The 20,689-nt window shown below is 67.4% G+C and carries 22 protein-coding genes; 13 read left to right on the top strand and 9 right to left on the bottom strand.

What is annotated here, in order from left to right; genetic code table 11:
* Positions 1 to 18 precede the first annotated feature (18 nt).
* From QF040_RS04365 to QF040_RS04375, 3 genes are read right to left on the bottom strand one after another with little or no spacing between them, the layout of a single operon-like run.
* The gene (locus tag QF040_RS04365; RefSeq protein ID WP_429609989.1) at positions 19 to 1,251 is read right to left on the bottom strand and encodes an efflux RND transporter periplasmic adaptor subunit; all 1,233 of its coding nucleotides are present in this window, start codon (positions 1,249 to 1,251) and stop codon (positions 19 to 21) included.
* A complete protein-coding gene (locus tag QF040_RS04370; protein WP_429609990.1) occupies positions 1,248 to 2,762 on the bottom strand; it encodes an efflux transporter outer membrane subunit in 1,515 nt (504 codons plus the stop codon). Before QF040_RS04370 ends, QF040_RS04365 begins: the two co-directional genes overlap by 4 nt.
* Positions 2,759 to 3,526: a TetR/AcrR family transcriptional regulator gene (locus QF040_RS04375; protein WP_429609991.1), complete on the bottom strand. Its 768-nt coding sequence runs from the start codon at positions 3,524 to 3,526 to the stop codon at positions 2,759 to 2,761. The genes QF040_RS04370 and QF040_RS04375 overlap by 4 nt, the downstream gene beginning before the upstream one ends.
* A 138-nt stretch (positions 3,527 to 3,664) precedes the next feature.
* Between QF040_RS04375 and QF040_RS04380 the strand changes: the two genes are divergently transcribed.
* From QF040_RS04380 to QF040_RS04430, 11 genes are all read left to right on the top strand, one after another.
* The gene (locus tag QF040_RS04380; RefSeq protein WP_429609992.1) at positions 3,665 to 5,185 is read left to right on the top strand and encodes a sigma-54 interaction domain-containing protein; all 1,521 of its coding nucleotides are present in this window, start codon (positions 3,665 to 3,667) and stop codon (positions 5,183 to 5,185) included.
* Complete coding sequence (locus QF040_RS04385) at positions 5,182 to 5,448, top strand: hypothetical protein (RefSeq protein ID WP_429609993.1); 267 nt, start codon at positions 5,182 to 5,184, stop codon at positions 5,446 to 5,448. The genes QF040_RS04380 and QF040_RS04385 overlap by 4 nt, the downstream gene beginning before the upstream one ends.
* A 153-nt stretch (positions 5,449 to 5,601) precedes the next feature.
* The gene (locus QF040_RS04390) at positions 5,602 to 6,789 is read left to right on the top strand and encodes a substrate-binding domain-containing protein (RefSeq protein WP_013541857.1); all 1,188 of its coding nucleotides are present in this window, start codon (positions 5,602 to 5,604) and stop codon (positions 6,787 to 6,789) included.
* Positions 6,790 to 6,968: 179 nt separating this feature from the next.
* A complete protein-coding gene (locus QF040_RS04395) occupies positions 6,969 to 8,417 on the top strand; it encodes an extracellular catalytic domain type 2 short-chain-length polyhydroxyalkanoate depolymerase (protein WP_429609994.1) in 1,449 nt (482 codons plus the stop codon).
* A 47-nt stretch (positions 8,418 to 8,464) separates the two neighbouring features.
* Positions 8,465 to 9,232, top strand: a complete 768-nt coding sequence (locus tag QF040_RS04400; RefSeq protein WP_429609995.1) for an ABC transporter ATP-binding protein — start codon at positions 8,465 to 8,467, stop codon at positions 9,230 to 9,232.
* A gap of 145 nt (positions 9,233 to 9,377) precedes the next feature.
* Complete coding sequence (locus QF040_RS04405; RefSeq protein ID WP_429609996.1) at positions 9,378 to 10,106, top strand: ABC transporter ATP-binding protein; 729 nt, start codon at positions 9,378 to 9,380, stop codon at positions 10,104 to 10,106.
* 148 nt (positions 10,107 to 10,254) lie between these two features.
* Positions 10,255 to 11,238, top strand: a complete 984-nt coding sequence (locus tag QF040_RS04410; RefSeq protein WP_429609997.1) for a branched-chain amino acid ABC transporter permease — start codon at positions 10,255 to 10,257, stop codon at positions 11,236 to 11,238.
* Positions 11,239 to 11,252: 14 nt separating this feature from the next.
* Complete coding sequence (locus QF040_RS04415) at positions 11,253 to 12,320, top strand: branched-chain amino acid ABC transporter permease (RefSeq protein ID WP_307607381.1); 1,068 nt, start codon at positions 11,253 to 11,255, stop codon at positions 12,318 to 12,320.
* Entirely contained in the window at positions 12,317 to 13,201 is an 885-nt protein-coding gene (locus QF040_RS04420) for an alpha/beta fold hydrolase (protein ID WP_429609998.1), read from the top strand. Before QF040_RS04415 ends, QF040_RS04420 begins: the two co-directional genes overlap by 4 nt.
* Before the next feature lie 57 nt (positions 13,202 to 13,258).
* A complete protein-coding gene (locus QF040_RS04425; RefSeq protein ID WP_429609999.1) occupies positions 13,259 to 13,765 on the top strand; it encodes a DUF1993 domain-containing protein in 507 nt (168 codons plus the stop codon).
* Between the two features lie 178 nt (positions 13,766 to 13,943).
* Positions 13,944 to 14,444, top strand: a complete 501-nt coding sequence (locus tag QF040_RS04430; protein ID WP_429610000.1) for a thioredoxin family protein — start codon at positions 13,944 to 13,946, stop codon at positions 14,442 to 14,444.
* 5 nt (positions 14,445 to 14,449) lie between these two features.
* Here the strand turns inward: QF040_RS04430 and hemH are convergent, their stop codons facing one another.
* Positions 14,450 to 15,493, bottom strand: a complete 1,044-nt coding sequence (gene hemH, locus QF040_RS04435) for a ferrochelatase (protein WP_429610001.1) — start codon at positions 15,491 to 15,493, stop codon at positions 14,450 to 14,452.
* 15 nt (positions 15,494 to 15,508) lie between these two features.
* On the opposite strand from hemH, the gene QF040_RS04440 reads away from it, so the two are divergent.
* Complete coding sequence (locus QF040_RS04440; RefSeq protein ID WP_429610002.1) at positions 15,509 to 16,240, top strand: HAD family hydrolase; 732 nt, start codon at positions 15,509 to 15,511, stop codon at positions 16,238 to 16,240.
* Positions 16,241 to 16,243: 3 nt separating this feature from the next.
* Here the strand turns inward: QF040_RS04440 and QF040_RS04445 are convergent, their stop codons facing one another.
* Positions 16,244 to 16,549: an NIPSNAP family protein gene (locus tag QF040_RS04445; RefSeq protein ID WP_013541845.1), complete on the bottom strand. Its 306-nt coding sequence runs from the start codon at positions 16,547 to 16,549 to the stop codon at positions 16,244 to 16,246.
* A gap of 120 nt (positions 16,550 to 16,669) precedes the next feature.
* Here QF040_RS04445 and QF040_RS04450 point away from each other — a divergent pair, with 120 nt between their 5' ends.
* A complete protein-coding gene (locus tag QF040_RS04450; protein ID WP_306876799.1) occupies positions 16,670 to 17,311 on the top strand; it encodes a LysE family translocator in 642 nt (213 codons plus the stop codon).
* Between the two features lie 4 nt (positions 17,312 to 17,315).
* Here QF040_RS04450 and QF040_RS04455 read toward each other — a convergent pair whose 3' ends face one another.
* From QF040_RS04455 to hpnC, 4 genes are read right to left on the bottom strand one after another with little or no spacing between them, the layout of a single operon-like run.
* A complete protein-coding gene (locus QF040_RS04455; protein WP_429610003.1) occupies positions 17,316 to 17,618 on the bottom strand; it encodes a hypothetical protein in 303 nt (100 codons plus the stop codon).
* The gene (gene hpnE / locus QF040_RS04460) at positions 17,615 to 18,874 is read right to left on the bottom strand and encodes a hydroxysqualene dehydroxylase HpnE (protein WP_429610004.1); all 1,260 of its coding nucleotides are present in this window, start codon (positions 18,872 to 18,874) and stop codon (positions 17,615 to 17,617) included. Before hpnE ends, QF040_RS04455 begins: the two co-directional genes overlap by 4 nt.
* Positions 18,871 to 19,710, bottom strand: coding sequence for a presqualene diphosphate synthase HpnD (gene hpnD / locus QF040_RS04465; RefSeq protein ID WP_429610005.1), 840 nt, complete (start codon positions 19,708 to 19,710; stop codon positions 18,871 to 18,873). The genes hpnE and hpnD overlap by 4 nt, the downstream gene beginning before the upstream one ends.
* The gene (hpnC, locus tag QF040_RS04470) at positions 19,707 to 20,621 is read right to left on the bottom strand and encodes a squalene synthase HpnC (protein WP_429610006.1); all 915 of its coding nucleotides are present in this window, start codon (positions 20,619 to 20,621) and stop codon (positions 19,707 to 19,709) included. The genes hpnD and hpnC overlap by 4 nt, the downstream gene beginning before the upstream one ends.
* Between the last annotated feature and the right edge of the window lie 68 nt (positions 20,622 to 20,689).

A 20,689-nucleotide genomic window follows, 5' to 3' on the forward strand; every position in this document is an offset into this window, starting at 1 on the left:
GGCGTGTCCTTGTTTGTCTTACTTGGCGACCGAGGCGGAGGCCGCGGGCTTCGCCGGCTGGGCTGCCGCCGGTGCCAGTGCAGGTGCCGCAGCCGGCGGCGTTGCCGCCACCACGCGCACCAGGTCGCCGTCGTTCAGGAAGCCCGCACCCTGCACGACAACCTGTGCGCCCTCGGGCAGCGCGCTCGTGATCTCGATGCGGTCGTTCAATCGGCGGCCGATCTGCACCTTGATCTGCGAGACGCGGTTGTCGGGCTGCAGCACGAACACGTTGTTGAAGCCGTCGCGCGGAACGATGGAGGCCTGCGGCACCGTGGGCGCGGAGCTGCGGCCGAGGTCGAAGTCGCCGCGCGCGAACATGCCGGCCTTCACGCCGGTGTTCTGCAGGACCGTGGGCAGGTCGACATAGACCAGCGCCGCACGCGTCTGCGGATCGACCGTCGGCGCGATGCTTCGCACCTTGCCGCGCACCTGCGCACCGCTGGCGCTGACCACGAAGGCGGGCGTGCCGACCGCGATGCGGGCGAGCTCGGCCGAGGTGACTTCGGCGCGCCATTCGAGGCGGCCCTGGCGGATCAGGCGGAACAGCTCGGTGCCGGCCGCGACCACGCTGCCCACCGTGGCGGTGCGCGCGGAAATCACGCCGTCGTCGGGCGCCAGCACCTGCGTGTTGCGACCGCGCACCTGCTGCGCGGCCAGCACGGCCTCGGCGGCTTCGACGCGCGCCTTGGCGGTCTGCTCGGTCGTCTGGTACTGGTTGATCTGCTGCTGGCTCAGCGCGCCGGTGGCCTGCAGCGTCCGGGCGCGCGCGGCGTTGCCGGCGGCGTCGGCCGCGGTGGCGCGGGCTTCGGCGAGCGAGGCGCGCGATTGCGCGATGTCGGCCTGCACCGTCTCGGGCGAGAAGACCGCGAGCACCTGGCCCTTCTTGACCACGTCGCCCACGTTCACCCGCACCTCGGCGAGCCGGAGGCCATTGGACTCGGAGCCGACCACGGCCTCCTGCCAGGCGGCCACGTTGCCGTTGGCCGCGAGCGTGACGGTCAGCTCGGTGGCTTCGGGCTTGGCGACGGTGACGGTGAGCGCGGGCTTGGGTCCCGGTGCGCCGTCCTTGGCGTCCTTGGCCTTGGCCGCCGCGGCCTGCTCGGCAGGCGTGCCCGAGGGCTTGCTGCGCACGAGCCACACGGCCGCAACGACGACGATGACGAGCGCCAGCAGCGCGATGACGAGGGTGGAACGCTTCATTGTTTTCATGGTGACGTCGCAACCGTAGAGGTCGAGGAAGAGGTCATTGACGAGGACGCTGACGAGTCGGTCCGGTTCCAGCCGCCGCCCATCGAGCGGTACAGCGAAACCCAGGCTTCGGCGCGTTCGCGCTGCAGCGTGACGCGCGCGGTCTGCGCGGCGAAGAGGGTGCGGCGCGAGTCTTCCAGCTCGAACAGGCTGGCCAGGCCGCTGCTGTAGCGCGCCTGCGTGGCGTCGAAGGAGGCCTGGTAGTTCTTCACCGCGCTGTCGGCGTCGGTGGTGCGGGCTTCGGTGGCGTCGAGGTTGACGAGCGCTTCTTCCACCTCGCGCACCGCCTGCCGCACGTTCGCGCGGTAGAGCGACACGGCCTCGGCGTAGCGCGCCTTGGCCGCATTGGTGTTGGCCGTGCGCGCGCCGAAGTCGAACAGCGGAACGGTGAGCGACACCGGCCCGACCGTCCAGGTCTCCAGCGACTCGCGAAAACCGCTGGTGCGGATCTGCGTGCGGCCGATCGAACCCGAGATGCTGAGCTTGGGATAGCGCTCGGCCTCCGCCGAGCCCACGTCGGCGCTGGCCGATGCCACGGCGAGTTCGGCCGCGTACACATCGGGCCGCTGCGACAGCGCCTGCGCCGGCACGCTCTCGATGCCGCCCATCACCACCAGCGCGCGCTGCGTGTGCGAGACGGCGAGCTTCTGCGCGAGCGTGGGTTCGTCGATGCCGCTGAGCGCCACCAGCGCCTTGCGCTGGATCGCGCATTGGGCGCGCTGTTGCGTGAGGCGGCCCGAAGCGTCCGAGGCGCTGGCGCGGGCGAGGGCCGCATCGGCCGGCGCGGTGAAGCCGGCGCGCGCCGACAGGTCGGTGAGCCGCGAGGTTTCGCTGCGCGACTTGGCATCGGATTCGGACACGCGCAACTGCTGGCGGCAGGCGCGCTCGGCGAAATAGGCGTTGGCGGTTTCGGCCGCGACGGCCACGCGTGCGTCGTGCCACTTGGCGGTCGCGCTGTCGAGCTTCTGCTGGGCCGAATCGCGGTCGGCGCGCAGGCGCCCGAAGAGATCGATTTCCCACTTCGACTGCAGGCCGGCCTGCAGCGTGGTGAGCGGTGCCGTGGCCGCCGCGGCAGAGCTGCTGCTTGATGAAGAAGAACTCGTGCCGCCCCCACTGAAGGACGAGCCCGAGACGCCGCGGCTCGCCGACGCCGTGCCGTCCAGGCTGGGCAGCAGCGCCGCGCCGGCCTGCACGCGCGTGGAGCGCGCCTCGGCCACGCGCGCCGCGGCGCTCGCGAGGTTGGGGCTGGCGTTTTCGGCCGCGGCGATCAGCTCGACGAGCAGCGGATCGTCGAGCTGGCGCCACCAGTCGGCCAGCGATGCGAGCGAGCCGCCATGGGGCAGAGGCGCATTCCATTGCGGAGGGAAGGGCGCCTCGACCTTGGCTGGCGGGCGTGTGAGGCCGCAGCCCACGAGGGCAAGGCTCAACGCCAGGGGGAGGCAGAGGGAGGCAATCGGTCGGAGTCGTCTCATGGCTTCTTTCTCGCGGCGCGTGCCGGGGAGGCGGCAGTCGCGGTTGCTGCGGCTTTCTCGTCGGCGGCCAGGGCCTGCCGGCGCGCGGCTTCGGCCTGCACCAGTGCCAGCGCGTAGACGGTGAGCCGGTTGGCCCAGGTGTCGATGCTGCGCGGCGTGCGCAGGAGCGAGGGGCGCACCGCCTCGATGAAATCCTGGTTCACGTAGAGCTGCATCGAGAGCCCCGTGATCGCGAAGGTCAGGCGGTGGATGTCGTCGTCGGCACGCTCCAGCTTCAGGTGGCGGCACAGCAGCTCGACGATGGCGCGGTGCGGGCCCTTGATGTCGCGCTCGATCTCCTTGGCCCACTGGCTGGTCGGCTCCAGCATCTCGCGCATGTGCAGCTGGATGCACTGCCGCACGATCTCGCCCTGTTTCAGCGGCTCGATCACCGAGGTGAAGCAGATGCGCAGCGCCTCTTCGAGCGTGAGGTCGGGCGTGCTGAAGATCGCCACCAGGTCGTCGGAGTCGCCACCCATCGGCTCGGTGAAGCAGGCGCCGTACAGGCCGTTCTTGTCGCTGAAGTAATAGCTGATGGCCGAGATGTTGACCCCGGCCTCGCGGGCGATCTCGCGGGTGGAGGTCTTGGCGAAACCCTTTTGCGCGAAGAGCCGCAGCGCGGTGTGCAGCAGCCGATGGCGCGCCTCGGCGCCATCGGCGCGCGGTGCACGGGGCGCACGAGGCGGCGTGGAAATGATGGGATCCCTCGCGTTCATGCCCGGCATTAAACCACGGACGAAATCAAACGATTGATTTACTTAAGGGTTGCTGAAGGCTTTTTTTCTTCGACGCCGTTCCGGGCATTTCCGGCTCTGCATCGAGGCCGGATTTGTTGTCTTTCGATGCACAGTTACGATCCGCCCATGCCTGCTCCCCCCGCCTTGCCCCTCGATGCCGAAGGCATCCTCGCGCTCGCCGCGCGCTCGATGTTCCATCTGTTCTCCAGCATCAGCCAGGGCATGTTCCTGGTCGACAGCAGCGGGCGCATCGTGTGGGTCAACGAGGGCTACCGGCGCTTCCTGCCGGCGCTGGGCTTCTCCTCCATCGACGAATTCCTGGGCCACATGGTCGAGGACGTGATCCCCAACACGCAGATGCGCCGCGTGCTCGAAACCGGCGAGCCGATATTGGTGGACCTGCTGACCAACAAGGCGGGCACCTTCGTGGTCAGCCGCATTCCGCTGCGTGCGGAGAGCGATGGTCCCGAAGGCGGCGCGGGCGACGTGATCGGCGCCATCGGCATCGTGCTGTTCGACCAGCCCGAGACCACACTGCAGCCGCTCATCAGCAAGTTCGCGCTGCTGCAGCGCGACCTCGACGATGCGCGGCGCGAACTGGCCAGCCAGCGCAACAACCCGCTCTACCAGCACGCGCCCGACGGCCAGCGGCGCTCCAAGTACACCTTCGCGAGCTTCATCGGCAGCAGCCCGGCCGCAGTGGAAGTGAAGCGCCATGCGCGCCGCGCGGCGCAGTCGACCAGCCCGGTGCTGCTGCTGGGCGAAACCGGCACCGGCAAGGAGCTGCTGGCGCATGCGATCCATGCATCGTCGGCGCGCGCCAAGGGCATGTTCGTCAGCGTCAACATCGCGGCCGTGCCCGACACGCTGCTCGAGGCCGAGTTCTTCGGCTTCGCGCCCGGCGCCTTCACCGGCGCCGACAGGCGAGGCCGCGAAGGCAAGTTCAAGCTGGCCGACGGCGGCAGCCTTTTTCTCGACGAGATCGGCGACATGCCGCTCGGCCTGCAGGCCAAGCTGCTGCGCGCATTGCAGGAGGGCGAGATCGAGCCGCTCGGCTCCAACAAGCTCGTGCCCTTCGATGCGCGCGTGATCGCCGCCACCTCGCGCGACCTGCCCGAACTGGTGCGCCGCGGCCTGTTTCGCGAAGACCTTTATTACCGCCTCAACGTGCTGCCCTTGCGCGTGCCGCCGCTGCGGGAGCGCCGCAGCGACATTCCCGCGCTGGTCGAGGCGCTGGGCGAAGACATGGCGCTGCGCAGCGGCGAGGCGCCGCCCGAACTCACGCCCGATGCGCTCGCGCTGCTCGCGGGCCAGCACTGGCGCGGCAACATCCGCGAGCTGCGCAACGTGCTGGAGCAGGTGACGATGCGCAGCGATTCGCAACGCATCGACGCCGTGCAGCTCGAACGCATCCTGCGGGAAGCGGGGCTGGAGCAGATCGAGTTGCCTGATCTGTCGCATGCGAATGGCGATGAAGAAGCGGCGTTGCTGCGGCCCCTGGCGCAGCAGGTCGCGGAACTGGAACGCAAGGCCATCGCGGCGGCCATGGCCAGCACGGGCGGCAACAAGCTTGCGACGTCGCGACTGCTGGGCATTTCGCGCGCGACGTTGTACGAGCGCATGACGAGCCAGGGGCAATCGTCATGAGCGTCCGAGCCCTCCGTTCCACCTTCGGCCCCAACTGCCACTGGTGCGGCCTCCCCATGGACTTCGACGAGCCGCATGGCCGGCCCGAGTCCGCGACCATCGAGCACCTCATCGACTCGACGCTGGGCGGCGTGCGCAACCAGAAGCATCGCCGCCTCGCCCACGCGATCTGCAACCACACGCGCAACGAGTTCCGGATGCAGGCCGAGCGCGAATTCCAGCGCTGGATCGCGGCGCGCAAGCTCCTAGTAAACCCTGACTGATAAAAAGACAGTTGCCTGAAATTCAGTCACAACAAGTGTTCTGAAATCAGGCGAAAAAGGCTTCTTCCCAATGAAGAAACCTTTGTAATCAATGAGTTGGGCGTGTGGCACGAACTGTGCAATATTCAGTCACCACTTTCAGGAGACATAAATATGATCCGTCGCCACCTCGTCGCGCTGGCCGCGCTTTCCGCCTGCGCCGCTGCCGCCCCCGCCTGGGCCCAGTCCAACGAAATCCGCATCGCCCACATCTACAGCAAGACTGGTCCGCTGGAGGCCTACGGCAAGCAGACCCAGACCGGTTTCGCGATGGGCCTGGACTACGCCACCGGCGGCACGATGACGGTCAACGGCAAGAAGCTCGTGGTCATCGAGAAGGACGACCAGGGCAAGCCGGACCTCGGCAAGTCGTTGCTGGCGGCCGCTTATTCGGATGACAAGGCCGCGCTGGCCGTCGGCCCGACCGCTTCGGGCGTGGCGCTCGCAATGCTGCCGGTGGCCGAGGAATACAAGAAGATCCTGTTGGTCGAACCCGCCGTGGCCGACTCGATCACCGGCGACAAGTGGAACAAGTACATCTTCCGGACCGGCCGCAATTCGAGCCAGGACGCGATCTCCAACGCGGTGGCGGTCGACAAGGCCGGCGTCACCGTCGCCACGCTCGCGCAGGACAACGCCTTCGGCCGCGACGGCGTGAAGGCCTTCGGCGCCGCGCTCAAGAAAGCGAAGCTGGTGCACGAGGAATACCTGCCGCCCGCGACCACCGACTTCACCGCCGGCGCGCAGCGCCTGATCGACAAGCTGAAGGACCAGCCAGGCCGCAAGATCATCTGGATCGTCTGGGCCGGCGCGGGCAACCCGTTCAAGATCGTCGACCTCGACTTGAAGCGCTACAACATCGAGATCGCCACCGGCGGCAACATCCTGCCGGCCATGGCCGCGTACAAGGCGCTGCCGGGCATGGAGGGCGCCGCGTACTACTACTTCGGCATCCCGAAGAATCCGGTGAACGAGGCGATGGTGTCGGCGCACTACAAGCAGTTCAAGACGCCGCCGGACTTCTTCACCGCCGGCGGTTTCTCGGCAGCGATGGCGGTGGTGACGGCGCTCAAGAAGACGGGCGGCGACACCAACACCAACAAGCTCATCAGCACGATGGAAGGCATGAGCTTCGACACGCCCAAGGGCAAGATGACCTTCCGCAAGGAAGACCACCAGGCGATGCAGTCGATGTACCACTTCAAGATCAAGGTCGACCCGGCGTTCGCCTGGGGCGTGCCGGAATTGGTCCATGAGATCAAGCCTGAAGAGATGGACATTCCGATCAAGAACAAGCGCTGATCGACACAGCGCAATCGTCCCCTGAACCGCGCGGCGCGCAAGAAAGCGCCGCTCCCATTTCGCCCCGGATGGCCGCCGGGCGAAGCGCCAGCCTGCGTCCGCGCGAGGCCGGCGCGATCCACGGCCGATTCGTCAGTCTGCAAGCAAGCGTTCGATACCCACAACACAAGGAGACAGCGATGCAAGCGATGAGAAGGAACTGGAAGGGACTGGCCGCGGCTGCGGTAATGACGGTGGCGGCGCATGCCGCGTTGGCGGCGGTGCCGCTGCCGGCGCTCAACGCCAACCCGGCGGAGGTGAGCGTGTCGGGCCTCTCGGCCGGCGGTTTCATGGCGGTGCAACTGCACGTGGCCTATTCGGCCACCTTCAAGCGCGGCGCCGGCATCGTGGCCGGTGGACCGTACTACTGCGCCGAAGGCTCGGTGCTCAACGCCACGGGGCGCTGCATGACGCACAGCACCAGCATCCCGGTGTCCACGCTCGTGAGCACCACCAACAGCTGGGCCGCGAGCGGCACGATCGACCCGGTGTCGAACATGACCGGTTCCAAGGTCTACCTCTTCTCCGGCACCGCCGACAACACCGTCAAGCAGGCGGTGATGGACGACCTGAAGACCTACTACCAGAGCTTCGTGCCGGCCGCCAACACGGTCTACAAGAACAACCTGGGCGCGGGCCACGCGATGGTCACCGACGACTACGGCGGCGCCTGCAGCACCACGGCCTCGCCCTACATCAACAACTGCGGCTTCGACCTCGCGGGCGAGATCCTCACGCACCTGTACGGCCCGCTGAACCCGCGCAACAACGGCACGCTGGGCGGCACCTTCACCGAGTTCAACCAGTCGGAATTCATCACCGGCCACGGCGCGGCCGCCACGGGCTGGATCTACGTGCCGCAGGCCTGCGCCACCGCCTCGTGCCGCGTGCACCTGGTGCTGCACGGCTGCAAGCAGAACTACACCGACGTGGGCGACCAGTACGTGAAAAAGACCGGCTACAACCGCTGGGCCGACACCAACAACATCGTGCTCATCTACCCGCAGACCAGCACCGCGGCCACCAACAGCTGCTGGGACTGGTGGGGCTACGACAGCGTGAATTACGCGAAGAAGTCGGGCCCGCAGATGGCGGCGATGAAGGCCATGGTCGACCGCGTGACCAGCTCGGGCGGTAGCTCGTCGCTGCCGGCGCCCACCGGCGTCGGCACCTCGGGCGCGACCGCCAGCAGCATGGTGATCGGCTGGGCCGGCGTCTCGGGCGCCACCGGCTACAACGTGTACCGCGGCGGCAGCAAGGTCAACGCGGCACCGGTTGCGGGCACCAGCTACACCGACACCGGCCTGGCCGCATCCACCACCTACAGCTGGACCGTGGCGGCGCTGGACGCGAGCAACGCGCAGGGCGCGATGTCGACGGCCGCCACCGGCACCACCACCTCGGGCGGTACCGGCGGCACCTGCTACACCGCGAGCAACTATGCGCACACGCTGGCCGGGCGCGCCTATGCGTTGTGGGGCCTGACGTATGCCTACGGCTCGGCGCAAGCCATGGGCCTGTGGAACATCTACGTGACCACCACGCTGAAGCAGACCGGCCCGAACTACTACGTGATCGGCACCTGCTGAGGCCGGTCGATTTCGACACGACACCTTTCTTTTTGCAATGACCAACGATGCTTGAGACCCGAGACCTGACCATCCGCTTCGGTGGGCACGTGGCCGTCAACAGCGTGAGCTGCGCTTTTGCGCCGGGCACGCTGACGGCCATCGTCGGCCCCAACGGGGCGGGCAAGACCACCTACTTCAACCTGATCTCGGGGCAACTCAAGGCGAGTGCCGGCACGGTGTCGCTCGATGGGCAATCGCTCTCGGGCCTGTCGCCGTCCGCGCGCACGCACGCGGGGCTGGGGCGGGCCTTCCAGCTCACCAACCTGTTCCCCAATCTCACGGTGCTCGAAAACGTGCGGCTGGCGGTGCAGGCCACGCGCAAGGGGGCGCACCGGCGGGGCTTGAACCTCTGGAGCATCTGGAGCGATCACAAGGCGTTGACCGAACGCGCGGACCAGATCCTCGCGGACGTGGCGCTGAAGTCGCGCGAACACGCGACGGTCGCGAGCCTGCCGCACGGCGACCAGCGCAAGCTCGAGGTGGCGTTGCTCATGGCGCTGGAGCCCAAGGTGTTCATGTTCGACGAACCCACGGCCGGCATGAATGCGGCCGAGGCGCCGGTCATCCTCGACCTGATCCGCAAGCTCAAGCAGGACAAGACCAAGACGATCCTCTTGGTCGAGCACAAGATGGACGTGGTGCGCGAACTCGCGGACCGCATCATCGTGCTGCACAACGGCACGCTGGTGGCCGATGGCGAACCGGCCGAGGTGATCGCCTCGCCGGTGGTGCAGGAGGCCTACCTGGGCATCGCGAAGGAGGCCACGGCATGAAACGCCTGATGATGAATTTGAATTTCTCCCTCCCCTCCCGGGGGAGGGCCGGGGTGGGGGCTCGCGGCCTCGACACCGCCGCGGCCTTGCCAGCGCCGCTTGCCCCCATCCCAGCCTTCCCCCGGAAGGGGAAGGAGCAAGACCGATGAGTGCTCAGAACCTTCTCACCCTCGAAGGCGTACAGACGCACATCGGCGCGTACCACATCCTCCACGGCGTGGACCTCGCCGTGCCCCGAGGCCAGCTCACCATGCTGCTGGGCCGCAACGGCGCGGGCAAGACGACCACGCTGCGGACCATCATGGGCCTGTGGCATGCCTCCGAGGGCAGGGTGCGCTTCGCCGACAAGGACATCACCGCGATGCAGACGCCCCAGATCGCGGGCCTGGGCATCGCCTACGTGCCCGAGAACATGGGCATCTTCTCCGACCTCACGGTGAAGGAGAACATGCTGCTCGCCGCGCGCGCCGCGAAGAATGCCGGGCAGATCGACGACACGCGCCTGAAGTGGATCTTCAAGCTTTTTCCCGCGGTCGAGAAGTTCTGGAACCACCCGGCCGGCAAGCTCTCGGGCGGGCAGAAGCAGATGCTGGCGGTCTCGCGCGCCATCGTCGAGCCGCGCGAGCTGCTCCTGATCGACGAGCCCAGCAAGGGCCTCGCGCCCGTGATGATCAACAACATGATCGACGCGTTCGCCGAGTTGAAGCGCAGCGGCGTGACGATCCTGCTGGTGGAGCAGAACATCAACTTCGCACAGCGCCTGGGCGACAACGTCGCGGTGATGGACAACGGCCGCGTGGTGCACAGCGGCTCGATGGCGGCGTTCTCCGCCGATGCGCAACTGCAGCAATCGCTGCTCGGACTGGCCTTATGAAGTATTCGACGTATTACTCCCTCCCCCTCTGGGGAAGGGTTGGGGTGGGGGCTCGCGGCCTTCGATACAGCGCGGCCTTGCAAGCGCCGTCAGCCCCCATCCCAGCCTTCCCCCAGAGGGGGAAGGAGCAAGAAAAGGGAGCGCAGAAATGAAAGCACTCGACTTCGACTGGAAGCCGCTGCTTCTTGCTCCGGTGCTCGCGCTCGTCGCGCTGCCGCTCACCGGCTCGTTCTCGACCTGGCTCACGCTCACGGTCGCGGGCCTCGCGATGGGCATGATCATCTTCATCATCGCCTCGGGCCTCACGCTGGTGTTCGGCCTCATGGACGTGCTGAACTTCGGCCACGGCGTGTTCATCGCGCTCGGCGCCTTCGTGGCGAGCAGCGTGCTCGGCCTCATGGGCGACTGGACCGGTTCGCAGGAACTCTGGCGCAACCTCGTCGCGGTGTTCCCCGCGATGCTGGTCGCGATGGCCGTCGCGGGCGCGGTCGGCTTCGCCTTCGAGCGCTTCATCGTGCGGCCGGTGTATGGCCAGCACTTGAAGCAGATCCTCATCACGATGGGCGGGATGATCATCGGCGAGGAGCTCATCAAGGTGATCTGGGGGCCGGCGCAGGTGCCGCTGCCGTTGCCCGAGGCGTTGCGTGGTTCGCTGTTGATCGGCGATGCGGCCATCAGCAAGTACCGCCTGCTCGCTGTCGCGGTGGGCGTGGTGGTGTTCGGCCTGCTCGCATGGACGTTGGGCCGCACGAAGATCGGCCTGCTGATCCGCGCCGGCGTGCAGGACCGCGAGATGGTCGAGTCGCTCGGCTACCGCATTGGACGGCTCTTCGTCGGCGTGTTCGTGGTGGGCAGTGCCCTCGCGGGCCTGGGCGGCGTGATGTGGGGCCTCTTCCAGCAGAACCTGGTGCCGCAAATGGGCGCGCAGGTCAACGTGCTGATCTTCATCGTGATCATCATCGGCGGGCTCGGCTCTACGGGCGGGGCGCTCATCGGCGCGCTGCTCGTGGGTCTCATGACCAACTACATCGGCTTCCTGCTGCCCACGCTCACGCAGTTCGCGAGCATCTTCCTGATGGTGGCCGTGCTGCTGTGGCGGCCGCAGGGTGTGTACCCCGTGGCGAACCGTTGAGGAAGAAGACACCCATGTTCCTCAAACGACTTCTTTCCAACGACATGCCCCGCAGCCGCCTCCTGGCGCTGCTGCTGGTGGCGCTGTTCCTCGCGCTGGCGTTCGCGCCGTTCATCTTCCCGGGCGTGAAGGCGCTCAGCGTCGCGGCCAAGATCCTGGTGTTCGTGGTGCTGGTCGCGAGCTTCGATCTGCTGCTGGGCTACACCGGCATCGTGAGCTTCGCGCACACGATGTTCTTCGGCATCGGTGCGTATGGCATTGCCATCTCGGCCTCGCGGCTCGGGCCCAACTGGGGCGCGGTGCTCGTGGGGCTGGGCGCGTCGCTCGCGATTTCGCTGGTGCTCTCGTTCGCGATCGGCCTGTTTTCGCTCCGGGTGCGCGCGATCTTCTTCGCGATGATCACGCTGGCCGTGGCTTCGGCGTTCCAGACGCTGGCCTCGCAACTGTCGGACTTCACCGGCGGCGAAGACGGCCTGACCTTCAAGCTGCCCGAGCTGATCTCGCCGAGTTTCGAGTTTGCTGAAGAGCCTTTCCTCGGCGTTTCGCTCGATGGCCGGCTGCTCTGCTACTACCTGCTGTTCGTCGCCGCCGTGGTGCTGGTGCTCGCGCTGCTGCGCATCGTGAATTCGCCCTTCGGCCGTGTGCTGCAGGCGATCCGCGAGAACGAGTTCCGCGCCGAGGCCATCGGCTATCGCGTGGTGGTGTACCGCACGACCGCCGCCGTGCTGTCGGCGCTGTTCGCCACGCTGGCCGGCGCGATGCTCGCGATCTGGCTGCGCTACAACGGGCCCGACACCTCGCTGAGCTTCGAGATCATGATCGACGTGCTGCTCATCGTGGTGATCGGCGGCATGGGCACCATCTACGGCGCGGCCATCGGCGCGGTGCTGTTCGTGGTGGCGCAGAGCTACCTGCAGGACTTGCTGCGGCTGGGCAGCGAGGCGGCGAGCGGGTTGCCGTGGCTCTCGGCGCTGTTGTCGCCCGACCGCTGGCTGCTGTGGCTGGGTGTGCTGTTCGTGCTCTCGGTGTATTACTTCCCGACCGGCATCGTCGGCAAGCTGCGGGCGAGGGCGGCACGATGAGCGCGCCTCTCATCCCCACATCGCACTACGCTGAGCTCGCGGGCCGCGAGATCCACTGGCTCGAATGGGGCCCGCCCGATGCGCCGGTGGTCATCGCCTGGCATGGCCTCGCGCGCACAGCCCGCGACATGGACGAGTTGGCGCAGCACTTCGCGGCGCGCGGCTTCCGCGTGATCTGTCCCGACACCATCGGCCGCGGCTTGAGCCAATGGAGCCCGCTGCCCGACGAGGAGTACCAGCTCTCCTTCTACGCGCGCCTTGCCAATGCGCTGTGCGACGAACTGCGCCTCGGCCGCGTGCACTGGGTCGGCACCTCGATGGGCGGCGCGATCGGCATGGTGTGCGCCTCGGGTCTGTTCGAGCCGCGCATGAAGGCACGCATCGCGAGCCTCACGCTCAACGACAACGCGCCACAGCTTGCGCAAGCGGCGATCGAGCGCATCCGCGCCTATGCGGGCCAGCCGCCTTCGTTCGACACGGTGGCCGAGCTGGAGGCGTTCTTTCGGACCGTCTACAAGCCCTACGGCTGGCTCAGCGATGCGCAGTGGCGTCGCCTCACCGAAAGTTCCACCCGTCGCCTCGCCGACGGCCGCGTGACGCCGCACTACGACCCGGCGATGGTCAAGCAGTTCAGCGCGCACGACAACGACTACCTGATCTGGCCGCACTACGACGCGATCGAGGTGCCGGTGCTGTGCCTGCGCGGCGCCGAGTCGGACCTGGTGCTGCCCGAGGTCGTCGAGGAGATGCGGCGCCGCGGGCCGGGTGCCGAGGGACGGCTGCAGGTCATCGAAATCCAGGGGTGCGGTCACGCGCCTGCGCTCAACGTGCCCGAACAACTGGAGCCCATCGAGGGGTTTATTCGGGCGGCCGGTCGTTGAACGGGCGGCGGCAGCACAATCGCCGCCGACTTCAACCACAACAAGGCTCGCCTCACCATGTCGCTCTCGCTGTACGACCTGTCCGTCCCGGTTTTCACCCGCGGTCTCGGGCAACTGACTCACCTGTTCGACAAGAGCCTGGCGCACGCCAAGGCCAACGGCATCGACACCGCCACGCTGGTCGATGCGCGCCTTGCGCCCGACATGCTCACGCTGGTCGGTCAGATCCAGCGCGCGAGCGATGCGGCCAAGCTCGGCACGGCGCGCATCGCGGGCATCACGGCGCCCAGCTTCCCCGACGAGGAAAAAACCTGGGACGACCTGGTGGCCCGCATTCGCAAGACGCAGGATTTCCTTGTGACCGTGGACCGCGCGCTCATCGACGGCCAGGAAGAGCGCCCCGTGACCATCAAGACGCGCGAGGGCGAAGCCACCTTTACTGCGCAGCGCTACCTGCTGCAGTTCGCACTGCCCAATTTCTTCTTCCATGTGACCACCGCCTACGACGTGCTGCGCCACAGCGGCATGCCGATCGGCAAGCTGGATTACCTCGGCAAGTTCTGATCGCCATTCGTCACGGCCTTGCGACAAAGTTCAAATTGCCGTGACACATGCGCGCTGACAAGGCGCGCGCTCAACAATCGCGCCAGACCGCTGTCGGTCTGACACGAATGGGGTTGCGATCATGGGCAAGTTGCTGTCGAGAAGGGCGTTTTCAGGTCTTGCTGCAGGCGCGGCTGCCATGGCCGGTTGGCCGATGCAGGGTGCGCTCGCCGCATCGCCGGGCCTCAAGGACTATGGCCGCGCACCCGAGTTCGCGGGCATCGAGAAATGGCTCAACTCGGGGCCGCTCACGATGCAGGGGCTTGCGGGCAAGGTGGTGCTGGTCGACTTCTGGACCTACACCTGTATCAACTGCATCCGGACCCTGCCGCACGTGGTGCGCTGGTACGAGACCTATAAAGACCAAGGCTTCGTCGTGGTCGGCGTGCACTCGCCGGAGTTCGCCTACGAGCGGTCGACGCGCAACGTGCAGGACGCGATCGAGCGCTTCAACATCCGCTACCCCGTGGCACAGGACAACGGCTTCACCACCTGGAAGGCGTACAACAACCAGTACTGGCCGGCGTTCTACCTGGTCGACGCCAAGGGGCAGGTGATGCGCCAGCACTTCGGCGAAGGCGAATACGCCGAGATGGAAGCGGCGATCCAGGCGCTGCTGGCTCGCAAGGCCGCGGGCTGAGTGAGCTACTTGGTCGGCCAGCCCGCGAGGTTGCGTTCGGCGATGCCGGCCAGCGCGGTGATCCATGCCGGGCTGTCGTTCAGGCACGGGATGTAGCTGAAGGCCTGGCCGCCCGCATGCAGGAAGGCTTCGCGGCCTTCCATGGCGATTTCTTCCAGCGTCTCGAGGCAGTCGGCCGGGAAGCCCGGGCACACCACATCGACGCGTTTCACGCCCTTCGCGCCGAGCTCGCTCAGCGTCGGTTCGGTGTAGGGCTCGAGCCACTTGGCGCGGCCGAAGCGCGACTGGAAGGTGACGCGATGCTGCGCATCGGAAAGTCCGAGCCTCGCCGCGAGCAGGCGCGCGGTTTCGAGGCACTGCGCCTGGTACGGATCGCCGAGCGCGATGTTGCGCGCGGGAATGCCGTGGAAGCTCATCAGCAGCACTTCGCCGCGGCCCTCGGTCTTCCAGTGGCGCTCGATGCCTTGCGCGAGCGCGTCGATGTAGGCGGGATCGTCGTGGTATTGGTTCACGAAGCGGAATTCGGGAATGCGGCGTTGCTTACGGCTCCAGTCGTTCACCGCATCGATCACGCTCGCGGTGGTGGTGGCCGAGTACTGCGGATAAGCCTGCAGCACCAGCACGCGCGTCGTGCCCTCGGCCTGCAGCGCGTCGAGGCGGGATGCGATCGACGGGTTGGCGTAGCGCATCGCATCGCGCACCGTCACGCGATGGCCGCGTTCGCCGAGCCAGCCTGCCAGGAGCATCGCCTGCTTCTGCGTCCATACCTTGAGCGGCGAGCCTTCGGGCATCCAGATGCTCGCGTACTTGGCGGCGGACTTGGCCGGCCGCACGCGCAAGATGATGCCGTGAAGGATGAGCGCCCAGAGCACTTTCGGAATTTCGACCACGCGCGGGTCGCCCAGGAAGTCGGCGAGGTAGGGGCGAACGGCGGCGGCGGTGGGGGCGTCGGGGGAGCCCAGGTTGCACCAGAGGACGGCGGTGCGGTCATTGGAGGAACTGGTGTTTGTGGCCGCGCTGGTCGAGGCATTCGTCGGGGCTTGAGGCATGCGATATTCTCAGGCATGACCTCCGCCCCCACAGCGCCGGCGAACGCCGCGCCGCTCGATGTCCAACGCATCTCCGCGATCTCGCTCGACCTCGACGACACCCTCTGGCCCATCTGGCCGACCATCGAACGCGCCGAAGCCGTGCTGCAGGAATGGCTGCTGCGCGAGGCGCCCAAGACAGCCTCGCTGCTGCTCACGCCCGGCATCCTGCGCGAACTGCGCGAAGCCACCGAGAAGGAGCGCTCGGACCTCGCGCACGACCTGAGCGCGCTGCGCCGCGAGTCGATCCGCACTGCGCTCAAGCGCTCCGGCGAAGACCCGGCGCTGGCCGACCCTGCCTTCGACGCCTTCTTCGCCGAGCGCCAGCGCGTGACGCTCTATGACGATGCGCTGCCCGCGCTCAAGTGGCTCAGCGAACGCTATCCGCTGGTCGCGGTATCGAACGGCAATGCGGACATTCACCAGACCGGCGTGGGCCGATGGTTTCGGACCGCGTTCAATGCCCGCGCCTTCGGCAGCGGCAAGCCACATGCACCGATCTTTCGCGCCGCCGCGGCGTCGGTCGGCCTCTTGCCCAAGGATGTGCTGCATGTGGGCGACGACGCAGAGCTTGACGTGGTCGGCGCGCTCAACTCGGGCATGCAGGCCGCGTGGCTGGTGCGCGACGAGCGCCCCTGGGTGCATGGCGCGCGGCCGCAGTTGATCGTGCCGAACCTGCACGCGCTGTGCGTGGCGCTCGGCGCCTGAGACTTATTCGAAGACTGGCCTGAAGAAGCTGCGCTCGTAGCTCAGGATGCAGCGTGTGTCCTCTGCGTACTTGAAGGCCGCCTGGCACTCGGGGTCCTGCATCGAGTCGGCGCGGTATTTCTCATAGGCCGCGAGGCTCGGAAAACTGAACATCGCCAGCGCGACATTGTTCGCGCCTTCCGAGGGCAGAAAGTAGCCGTGGTGCTTGCCGCCGAACTTTTCGACCAGCGGAATCCAGAGCTTGCCGTAGTGCTCGAATTCCTTGAGCTTGTAGGCGTCGACGATGTAGCGCAGGTAGCAGGTGACCATGTTCTTTGTCCAGAGGTGAGGGGCAATTGGCGCGGCCCGGGCGGGCGGCGGGCCGTCGGACTATAGTTTCCCGCTCCCCCGTCTCGTCCCTTGTCCACCTTTCGCGCAGGAACTCCGAAAGTGCATCTCTCCAACTGGCTCATCTTTTGCGGCGTGACGCTGCTTGTCGCTTTCACCCCCGGTCCGGCCGTGCTGCTCGCGGTGTCGAACTCGATCTCCGTGGGCCCGCGACGCGCGATGATCAGTTCGCTCGGCAATGCGGTGGGCCTGTTCATGGTGTCGGCCGCCGCGATGGCGGGGCTGGGCGTGGTGCTGACGACTTCGGCCTCCGCGTTCATGGTGCTGAAGGTAGCCGGCGCGGCGTACCTGATCTACTTGGGCATCAAGCAGTGGCGCAACCGGGCCAGCGTGTTCTCCGATCTGGCCGTGCCCGGAACGCCGGCCGCACCGCGCGCAGCATGGCGCCTGTTCGGCAACGGCGTGACCGTGGCGCTCACCAATCCCAAGGGCATCCTCTTTTTCTCGGCGCTGTTCCCGCAGTTCCTCACGCACGATGCGCCGATCCTCGGGCAGTTCGCGGTGCTCACGGCCACCTTCGCTGCGGGCTCGGTGCTGTCGCATGCGTTCTATGTGCTGCTCGCGCGGATGCTGAAGAAGCAGCTGTCCGATCCGCGCCGGTCGAAGCTCTTCAACCGCGTGTCCGGCGGTGCCTTCGTGCTGCTGGGCTTGAGCCTGCTGCGCCTGCCGAACAAGGCAGCCTGATCAGTCAGTCGAGCGCGAATTGCTCGCGCAGCGCGGCGCAGAAGTCGGCGGTGCCGCTGATCGAGAAGGTGATGGTGGTGAAGCGCGGGTCTTCGCGCGTTTCCTGCAGGTCATAGTCCCAGACCGCGCCTTCGTCCAAGGCGCCGCGCGCATCCGGAAACGTGGCTTCGGCCCAGGCGAGCACTTGTTCGACCTCGGCATGCACCTCGGGTGTTTTCTCCGGCGAAGTCGAAGCCATGGCATCGAAGGTGCCGTGGCCTTCGGTGTCTTCGCTGTAGTCGAAGTCGAGGTAGCGCAGTTCGGTCATGAGGTGGTCGATGCCCGCGCTGCCGCCAATCCGCTGAGCACCGCGCCTTCGAGCGTGGCGGGGTAGGGGCCTTCGATGTAGTCGCCGCAAGCCTGCAGGCCGGGCGCGATGCGCATCGGCGGCCGGGCGAGGGCGGGTGTGCAGGCGAAGGTGGCACGCTTTTCAACGACGGTCTGGATGATCTCCAGCGAAGCCTGCGCCAATTGCGTCGCCGCTTGTGCGATCACCTGCTGCTCCAGCACTTCGCGCGATGCTTCGTTGGCGCTGATGACGAGCGCGAGCACGCCCTCCGGGCCGCCGAGCTGGCCGCGGTCGAACACGAACTGTGCGGGTGCTGTGGCCGGGTCGCTGCGCAGGGCCAGCATCGGCTCTGCCAGCTTCGAGGCGCCGCGCACGTAGACCGTGGCGATGGCTTCGAAGCGCAAGGCCTCGGTGGTTTGGCACCAGCGGTCGGCCGGCAGGCCCGATGCGCGGACGAGCCGCGCGGCGTCCCAGGGGGCGCAGGCCAGGATGACCTGGCCGAAGGCTTCGTCGTCGACGCGCCACTGGCCAGCGTCGGGTGCGATGGCCCGCACGCGTGTGCCGATGCGCACGGTCGCGCCATGCTCCGTCAGCCATGCGATCGCTGCATCCGGCAGGAGCGCGCCGAGGTCTGCGCGTGGCAGCAATAGGTCGGCGCCGCCGCTGCCGCTGAAGAGCGCATCGCGCAGCACGCGCAGGAACACTTCGCCGCTCGACTGGGCCACCGGCGTGTTGAGTGCGGACACGCACAGCGGCTCGATCAGTTCCTGCATCACACGCGGCGAGAGGCCGGCGCACAGGTCGGCGACCGTGGTGGTGCTTGCGCAGCGGAATCCGGAAAGCCGCCAGCCGATGGCGGTGCGCAGCAGCGAAGACTTGTCCCGCCACGTCCAGCCGCGCGCCGTGAAGATGCCCGCCAGCAGATCGAGCGGCGCAGGCAGCCGCGGCAGCTTCAACCCGCCGCCATCGGCGAATCGCAAGGAGAGCGGCAGGCGATGCAGTGCCTTCTCGACATCGACACCGACCTCGCGCATCAGCTTCAGCGTGGCCGTGTAGGCGCCGATCAGGATGTGCTGGCCGTTGTCGAGCGCCATCCCGTGCATGCGATCGACGCGCCGTGCCCGTCCGCCCGGCATGGGCGCTGCCTCGAACAGCGTGACCGCATGACCGAGCCGCGTGGCCTCGACCGCAGCGGCGAGGCCGGCCCAGCCGGCGCCGATGACGGCTATCTTCAAATCCGCCCCAAGGCCTGGACTTTCCATGCGAGCCAGAACTTGCGCACCGGCGTCAGGCTCACGCGCTGGTTCAGCACCTGGAAGTCGTCGCTCTCGATCTCGCGCAGCAGCGTGCGGTAGATGCTGGCCATCATCAGGCCCGGCTTCTGCGTGCGGCGGTCGGCCACCGGCAGCAGGGCGAGCGCTTCGTCGTAGGCGGCATGCGCGCGCTCGGCCTGGAACTTCATGAGCGCCACGAACCGCTCCGAGTGCACGCGATTGAGGATCTCGTGCGCCTTCACGTCGAACTGCTGCAGTTCGTTGACTGGCAGGTAGATGCGGCCACGCAGGGCGTCTTCGCCCACATCGCGCAGGATGTTCGTGAGCTGCAGCGCCAGGCCCAGCTTGTGGGCGTAGGCCGTGGTCTGCGGATCGGTCTGCCCGAAGATGCGCGCCGCGACTTCGCCCACCACGCCGGCCACCAGGTGGCAGTAGCGCGCGAGGCCGGGGAAGTCGAGATAGCGGGTCTGGTCCAGGTCCATCTGGCAGCCGTCGATCACCTCGTGCAACTGGCGCGCCTCGATGCCGTAGGCCGCGGCATGCGGCATCAGCGCCAGCATCACCGGATGCCTGGGCGTGCCCGCGAAGGACTGCGCGACCTCGGTGCGCCACCAGGCGAGCTTGGTGGCGGCCACGCCGGGGTCGCTGACTTCGTCGACCACATCGTCGACCTCGCGGCAGAAGGCATAGAACGCCGTGATCGCGGCACGCCGGGGCTTGGGCAGAAACAGGAAGGCGTAATAGAAACTGCTGCCCGAGGCTGCCGCCTTGTCTTGCACGTATTGCTCGGGATTCATCGGGGAGGCGCTGCTTTCATGGGGCGCCATTGTCTCCGCATCCGCAGCGCTTTCCAGAGCAGGATGGGCGCATCGGCCTTGCCGATGGTGGGGCGCTGGGAGAAGGTGTCGAAGCCCAGGTCGGTGATCTTGTCGAGGATGCGGAGGCCTCCTTGCACGACGAGGCGCAGTTCCCATCCGGCGCGGCCCGGCAAGCGGTGCACCAGCGGCGCGCCTTCTTCCATGAGTTCGCGCGCCCAGAACGACACGACCGACACCAGGTTGATGGCCTCCTGCGGCGGCGGCGCGGCCGAGAGCGGCTCGAACACCTTGAAGTGCTCGCGCGTGAGGCCGCGGCGGGCGCAGTCGGTCAGCGGGAAATAGAAGCGTCCGCGCGGCACGTCCACGCTCGGGTCCTGCCAGAAGTTGATGAGCTGCAGCGCGCTGCAGATGGCGTCGCTCTGCGCCAGCGCCTGTGCGTCGTGCACGCCATAGAGATGCAGCAGCAGCCGTCCGACCGGGTTGGCCGAGCGGCGGCAGTAGTCGAGCAGCTCCGCGCGGTCGGCATAGGTGCCGTGGTCGCGGGTCTTCTCGATGTCCTGCATGAAGGCGCTCAGCAGGTCGGTCAGCAGGTCTTCGGGCAGGCCGTATTGCGCGATGCTGTGGGCCAGCGGGCCGAATACGTGCGGCCAGCGGGAGTCGACAAGCGCCTCGCCCTGCGCAGCGGCCGCGAGCTCGTCCCGGTAGGCGCGCAATTCGTCCAGGCGCTGGTCGGCCGAGGCGTCGCCTTCGTCGGCGATGTCGTCGGCGGTGCGCGCGAAGTGGTAGATCGCGGCAATCGGCGGTCGCAGATGCGGCGGGCAGAGCCACGAGGCGACCGGGAAGTTTTCGTAATGTGCCGGCGGGGCGGCAAGGTGGGGAGTGGCGGACACGCCACGATTGTCCGCGACGCGATGTCCCGGCCCTATGCTCGGTGCGTTGCCACTTCGAACAGATCGCC

This window comes from Variovorax sp. W2I14 (assembly GCF_050435205.1).
Classification (GTDB): Bacteria; Pseudomonadota; Gammaproteobacteria; order Burkholderiales; family Burkholderiaceae_C; genus Variovorax; species Variovorax paradoxus_C.

Coding starts and splice junctions, on each gene's coding strand:
- QF040_RS04365 (WP_429609989.1), bottom strand. CDS start 1,251: ATGAAAACAATGAAGCGTTCCACCCTCGTCATCGCGCTGCTGGCGCTC.
- QF040_RS04370 (WP_429609990.1), bottom strand. CDS start 2,762: ATGAGACGACTCCGACCGATTGCCTCCCTCTGCCTCCCCCTGGCGTTG.
- QF040_RS04375 (WP_429609991.1), bottom strand. CDS start 3,526: ATGCCGGGCATGAACGCGAGGGATCCCATCATTTCCACGCCGCCTCGT.
- QF040_RS04380 (WP_429609992.1), top strand. CDS start 3,665: ATGCCTGCTCCCCCCGCCTTGCCCCTCGATGCCGAAGGCATCCTCGCG.
- QF040_RS04385 (WP_429609993.1), top strand. CDS start 5,182: ATGAGCGTCCGAGCCCTCCGTTCCACCTTCGGCCCCAACTGCCACTGG.
- QF040_RS04390 (WP_013541857.1), top strand. CDS start 5,602: ATGATCCGTCGCCACCTCGTCGCGCTGGCCGCGCTTTCCGCCTGCGCC.
- QF040_RS04395 (WP_429609994.1), top strand. CDS start 6,969: ATGCAAGCGATGAGAAGGAACTGGAAGGGACTGGCCGCGGCTGCGGTA.
- QF040_RS04400 (WP_429609995.1), top strand. CDS start 8,465: ATGCTTGAGACCCGAGACCTGACCATCCGCTTCGGTGGGCACGTGGCC.
- QF040_RS04405 (WP_429609996.1), top strand. CDS start 9,378: ATGAGTGCTCAGAACCTTCTCACCCTCGAAGGCGTACAGACGCACATC.
- QF040_RS04410 (WP_429609997.1), top strand. CDS start 10,255: ATGAAAGCACTCGACTTCGACTGGAAGCCGCTGCTTCTTGCTCCGGTG.
- QF040_RS04415 (WP_307607381.1), top strand. CDS start 11,253: ATGTTCCTCAAACGACTTCTTTCCAACGACATGCCCCGCAGCCGCCTC.
- QF040_RS04420 (WP_429609998.1), top strand. CDS start 12,317: ATGAGCGCGCCTCTCATCCCCACATCGCACTACGCTGAGCTCGCGGGC.
- QF040_RS04425 (WP_429609999.1), top strand. CDS start 13,259: ATGTCGCTCTCGCTGTACGACCTGTCCGTCCCGGTTTTCACCCGCGGT.
- QF040_RS04430 (WP_429610000.1), top strand. CDS start 13,944: ATGGCCGGTTGGCCGATGCAGGGTGCGCTCGCCGCATCGCCGGGCCTC.
- hemH (WP_429610001.1), bottom strand. CDS start 15,493: ATGCCTCAAGCCCCGACGAATGCCTCGACCAGCGCGGCCACAAACACC.
- QF040_RS04440 (WP_429610002.1), top strand. CDS start 15,509: ATGACCTCCGCCCCCACAGCGCCGGCGAACGCCGCGCCGCTCGATGTC.
- QF040_RS04445 (WP_013541845.1), bottom strand. CDS start 16,549: ATGGTCACCTGCTACCTGCGCTACATCGTCGACGCCTACAAGCTCAAG.
- QF040_RS04455 (WP_429610003.1), bottom strand. CDS start 17,618: ATGACCGAACTGCGCTACCTCGACTTCGACTACAGCGAAGACACCGAA.
- hpnD (WP_429610005.1), bottom strand. CDS start 19,710: ATGAATCCCGAGCAATACGTGCAAGACAAGGCGGCAGCCTCGGGCAGC.